Origin of the sequence: Citrobacter sp. S46_ASV_140 (assembly GCF_018919545.1) — a bacterium.
Classification (GTDB): Bacteria; Pseudomonadota; Gammaproteobacteria; order Enterobacterales; family Enterobacteriaceae; genus Citrobacter; species Citrobacter braakii.
The window spans coordinates 1-4788 of sequence record NZ_JAHLRC010000187.1; the positions used below are offsets into that span (position 1 = coordinate 1).

5 protein-coding genes are annotated in these 4788 nt (G+C 46.9%); 4 read left to right on the plus strand and 1 reads right to left on the minus strand.

Annotated elements, in window-relative coordinates; all coding sequences use genetic code 11:
* Nucleotides 1-138: 138 nt before the first annotated feature.
* From rfaD to rfaL, 4 genes are read left to right on the plus strand one after another with little or no spacing between them, the layout of a single operon-like run.
* Nucleotides 139-1071, plus strand: a complete 933-nt coding sequence (rfaD, locus tag KQJ19_RS22325; protein WP_003827312.1) for an ADP-glyceromanno-heptose 6-epimerase — start codon at nt 139-141, stop codon at nt 1069-1071.
* A 2-nt stretch (nt 1072-1073) separates the two neighbouring features.
* Nucleotides 1074-2120, plus strand: a complete 1047-nt coding sequence (rfaF, locus tag KQJ19_RS22330; RefSeq protein WP_046275755.1) for an ADP-heptose--LPS heptosyltransferase RfaF — start codon at nt 1074-1076, stop codon at nt 2118-2120.
* A 3-nt stretch (nt 2121-2123) separates the two neighbouring features.
* Nucleotides 2124-3101 carry a lipopolysaccharide heptosyltransferase RfaC gene (rfaC, locus tag KQJ19_RS22335; protein ID WP_049282806.1) on the plus strand — a complete coding sequence of 326 codons (978 nt, stop codon included), beginning with the start codon at nt 2124-2126 and terminating at the stop codon, nt 3099-3101.
* Nucleotides 3102-3115: 14 nt separating this feature from the next.
* Nucleotides 3116-4324, plus strand: coding sequence for an O-antigen ligase RfaL (rfaL, locus tag KQJ19_RS22340; RefSeq protein WP_047501657.1), 1209 nt, complete (start codon nt 3116-3118; stop codon nt 4322-4324).
* Between the two features lie 37 nt (nt 4325-4361).
* Here the strand turns inward: rfaL and KQJ19_RS22345 are convergent.
* Nucleotides 4362-4788, minus strand: a 427-nt coding sequence (locus KQJ19_RS22345) for a glycosyltransferase (RefSeq protein WP_216404172.1), incomplete at its 5' end; no start/stop codon positions are given.

Sequence of the window (4788 nt, forward strand, 5' to 3'; positions counted from 1 at the left end):
TTCTTATACTGGTGTTTATAGGCCTTCTACCGACCCACCATCTTACTTAAGAGGCTGAAGGGATGCCGATGTGATGGTATGATTACAGACATTAGTGTCTGAGATTGTCTCTGACTCCAAAATTCGAAGGTTACATTTATGATCATCGTTACCGGCGGCGCGGGCTTTATCGGCAGCAACATCGTCAAGTCATTGAATGATAAAGGCATCACCGACATCCTGGTGGTGGACAACCTGAAAGATGGCACCAAGTTTGTTAACCTGGTGGATCTGAATATTGCTGACTACATGGACAAGGAAGACTTCCTGATCCAGATTATGGCCGGAGAAGATTTCGGCGATATCGAAGCGATTTTCCACGAAGGCGCATGCTCCTCCACTACCGAGTGGGACGGCAAGTATATGATGGACAACAACTATCAATACTCCAAAGAGCTGCTGCACTATTGCCTGGAGCGTGAAATTCCGTTCCTGTATGCGTCCTCTGCCGCCACCTACGGCGGTCGCACTTCTGATTTCATCGAATCCCGTGAATATGAGAAACCGCTGAACGTTTACGGCTACTCAAAATTCCTGTTCGACGAGTACGTTCGTCAGATCCTGCCAGAAGCCAATTCTCAGATTGTTGGCTTCCGCTATTTCAACGTCTACGGACCGCGTGAAGGCCATAAAGGCAGCATGGCAAGCGTCGCTTTCCACCTCAACACCCAGCTCAACAATGGCGAAACACCAAAACTGTTCGAAGGCAGTGAAAACTTCAAGCGTGATTTCGTTTACGTAGGCGATGTGGCTGCGGTGAACCTGTGGTTCCTGGAAAACGGGGTTTCCGGCATCTTTAACCTTGGTACCGGTCGTGCGGAATCTTTCCAGGCCGTTGCCGATGCAACGCTTGCGTACCACAAAAAAGGCAGCATTGAGTACATCCCATTCCCGGAAAAACTGAAAGGTCGCTACCAGGCGTTTACCCAAGCCGATCTGACTAATCTGCGCGCTGCGGGCTATGACAAGCCTTTTAAAACCGTTGCTGAAGGTGTAACGGAATATATGGCCTGGCTGAACCGCGACGCGTAAGTATGAAAATTTTGGTGGTAGGCCCGTCCTGGGTGGGCGACATGATGATGTCGCAAAGTCTCTATCGCACGCTTAAGGCGCGCTATCCCCAGGCGATAATCGACGTGATGGCACCTGCATGGTGCCGTCCGTTATTATCGCGCATGCCTGAAGTTAACGAAGCTATCGCCATGCCGCTTGGACACGGCGCGCTGGAGATCGGTGAGCGGCGTAAACTCGGTCATAGCCTGCGTGAAAAACGCTATGACCGCGCCTATGTGCTGCCTAACTCGTTTAAATCCGCGCTGGTACCGTTCTTTGCTGGCATTCCCCATCGTACCGGTTGGCGTGGTGAAATGCGCTACGGCCTGCTAAACGATGCGCGCGTGCTGGATAAAGATGCCTGGCCGCTGATGGTCGAACGCTATGTAGCCCTGGCCTATGATAAAGGCGTAATGCTGTCAGCTAAAGATTTGCCGCAGCCTCTGCTATGGCCGCAGTTGCAGGTAAGCGAAGGTGAAAAGTCCCTGACCTGTCGCCAGTTTTCCCTTTCTGCCGAACGCCCCATCATCGGCTTTTGCCCTGGCGCGGAATTTGGTCCAGCGAAACGCTGGCCACATTACCACTACGCAGATCTGGCGAAGCAGCTGATCGATGAAGGCCATCAGATTGTGCTTTTTGGCTCTGCAAAAGACCATGAAGCCGGAAATGAGATCCTGGCAACGCTGAGCGTTGATCAGCAGCCCTGGTGCCGTAATCTGGCAGGCGAAACACAGCTGGAGCAGGCCGTCATTCTGCTCGCCGCCTGCAAAGCGGTGGTCACCAACGACTCTGGATTAATGCACGTTGCCGCAGCGTTGAATCGACCTCTGGTAGCGTTGTATGGCCCCAGCAGCCCGGATTTTACTCCGCCGCTTTCACACAAGGCGCGCGTAATTCGCTTGATTACGGGCTATCACAAAGTACGCAAGGGAGATGCAGCAGAAGGCTATCATCAGAGCCTGATTGACATCACACCCCAGCGCGTGCTGGAAGAACTCAACGACCTGTTGTTACAAGAGGAAGCCTGACGGATGCGGGTACTGATCGTTAAAACATCGTCTATGGGCGATGTACTGCATACGTTACCGGCATTAACCGATGCGCAGCAGGTCATGCCGGATATTCAATTTGATTGGGTAGTGGAAGAAGGCTTCGCGCAGATCCCATCCTGGCATGCAGCCGTTGACCGGGTTATTCCAGTGGCGATCCGCCGCTGGCGTAAAGCCTGGTTTTCAGCGCCGATTAAAGCCGAGCGTAAAGCCTTTCGCGATGCGGTGCGTTTACAGCAGTATGACGCGATAATTGATGCGCAGGGTCTGGTTAAAAGCGCGGCGTTGGTTACGCGTCTGGCACGTGGCATCAAGCATGGTCTGGACTGGAGCACGGCGCGCGAACCATTGGCGAGCCTGTTTTATAATCGCAAACATCACATTGCCAAACAGCAGCACGCGGTAGAACGTACGCGTGAATTGTTCGCCAAAAGTCTGGGATATTCCAGGCCCCAGTCGCAGGGTGATTACGCTATCGCTCAGCATTTTCTGAAAGAACGTAATGCTGATACGGGCCAGTATGCCGTATTTCTGCATGCCACAACGCGTGATGATAAGCACTGGCCAGAAGCCAACTGGCGGGAGCTAATTGGCTTGTTAAATAACGCTGGCATACGTATTAAACTGCCATGGGGTGCTCCTCATGAAGAAGCACGAGCCCGTAGGCTGGCAAATGGTTTTTCTTATGTTGATGTTCTTCCACGGATGACTTTGGGAGAGGTCGCTCGCGTACTGGCGGGGGCAAAATTTGTGGTGTCGGTTGATACAGGCCTGAGTCATTTAACCGCTGCACTGGATCGCCCAAATATTACGTTGTACGGTCCAACGGACCCAGGATTGATTGGTGGGTATGGGAAGAATCAAGTGGTATGTCGCTCAGGAAGTGAAAATCTTTCAGACTTACGTTCTTCGACCGTATTGAAATCAATTAATTGCGATTTTTTAAATAATTGTCTGTAAGTGTCGGAGAAATGATGGCTTTAACAAAGTTTTTTTTAGATGAGAAAAAAAACTGGAAGATAAACTGGAATAGAGGACTTATATTTCTGTTTGTCGCCACCTATTTCTTAGGTGGTATTACGCGTTATAAACATTTGATTGTCATTCTGATGACTATCACAACGATTGTTTATTTATGTAAGAATCCTCGACATTATATTCGAATTTTTAAAACATTTGTTTTTGCAAGTGTATCATTTCTTGTAATCGCTACCTTCGTCTCTTTAGTGTTCACTCCTGAACTAAAAGCTAGCCTGAAAGAGATAAACAACTCAGTTGTTGAAAATGTCTTATTATGCACTATTGCGATCCCTGTATTACTAAGAGAAGAAAGCAAAGAAACCATTTCAAAGTTGATATTCTTCTCGTTCCTTACAGCTCTTAGTTTGCGATGCCTTTCAGAACTTGTCCTTTATTATCAGGACTATAAGCAAGGAATCATGCCTTTTACTAATTACCAACATCGCGGAATTTCAGATGCAATGGTGTTTTTATTCCCAGTGCTTCTGAATCTATGGCTCATTAAATCAGCGAAATACCGTATATTATTCCTGTTGTTAGGGGCGATATACACCTTTTTAATTCTTGGAACATTGTCCCGTGGCGCATGGTTATCTGTATTTATTATTGCTCTTACATGGATAATCATGTACAAACAATGGCGATTGCTTACTGTAGGAATCCTCGTAGCCATTGTTGCTCTGACAGCTATATTTTCATACAAAGATATGTCAGAAAACCTGACCGTTAAATTACAGCAAACTGACAGCTCATACCGCTATACTAACGGTACGCAAGGAAGTGCGTTTGACCTAATCTTAGAAAACCCAGTTATTGGTTATGGTTTTGGTAATAACGCTTATAAAATTGTATACAACAAGCGTGTTGTTGATTATCCAAACTGGACATTCCGCGAGTCAATTGGACCACACAACCTTATTCTCTTTGTATGGTTTGGTACAGGATTACTTGGACTTGTGGGTTTAATACTGGTGTACACTAGCATTGTGAGGGAATGTGTTACGCATGCTTTTAGGGAGAATTACTATTCCCCATACAATGCTTATATAATAATTTTACTTTCATTTGTCGGTTATTTTATTATACGTGGCAACGTTGAGCAGATTGAGTTAGATCTGTTGGGTATTTTTGCAGGTTTTCTGTTAGCGCTGAAGAATAAATAAAATAGTAAAAAAAAGGCTACTTTATGTAGCCTTTTTATCACTCGAACCAGTTACAAATAACCTCTTCAAACCGTTGTGTAACCGCAGACCAACTATAGTTTCCAAAGACATATTGCTGACCTCGTTGGGCGGTATCCGCTAAACTACTTTCCGCCATTACCCTGGTAATATCCTGAGCAATAGTTTCTGCAGTCATCGGCTCTGTAAGGTGATAGCCTGTAATTTTATCTTTAACAAACTCAACCATGCCGCCTCGAGTACTGACTAATACAGGTCTTCCAGCGCCCATAGCCTCAATAGCCACCATACAAAATGGCTCCTGAAATTGAGAAGGAATCACAACTATATCTGCCAGTGGATAGTAATAGTGCATTTTCTCGGGTGAGATACTACCTAACATAATACAATGTGGTTTGAGGCGCTCGGCTATTTCCCGAACTTCACGCTGATAATCACCTTTATCG

Coding starts and splice junctions, on each gene's coding strand:
- rfaF (WP_046275755.1), top strand. CDS start 1,074: ATGAAAATTTTGGTGGTAGGCCCGTCCTGGGTGGGCGACATGATGATG.
- rfaL (WP_047501657.1), top strand. CDS start 3,116: ATGGCTTTAACAAAGTTTTTTTTAGATGAGAAAAAAAACTGGAAGATA.
- rfaD (WP_003827312.1), top strand. CDS start 139: ATGATCATCGTTACCGGCGGCGCGGGCTTTATCGGCAGCAACATCGTC.
- rfaC (WP_049282806.1), top strand. CDS start 2,124: ATGCGGGTACTGATCGTTAAAACATCGTCTATGGGCGATGTACTGCAT.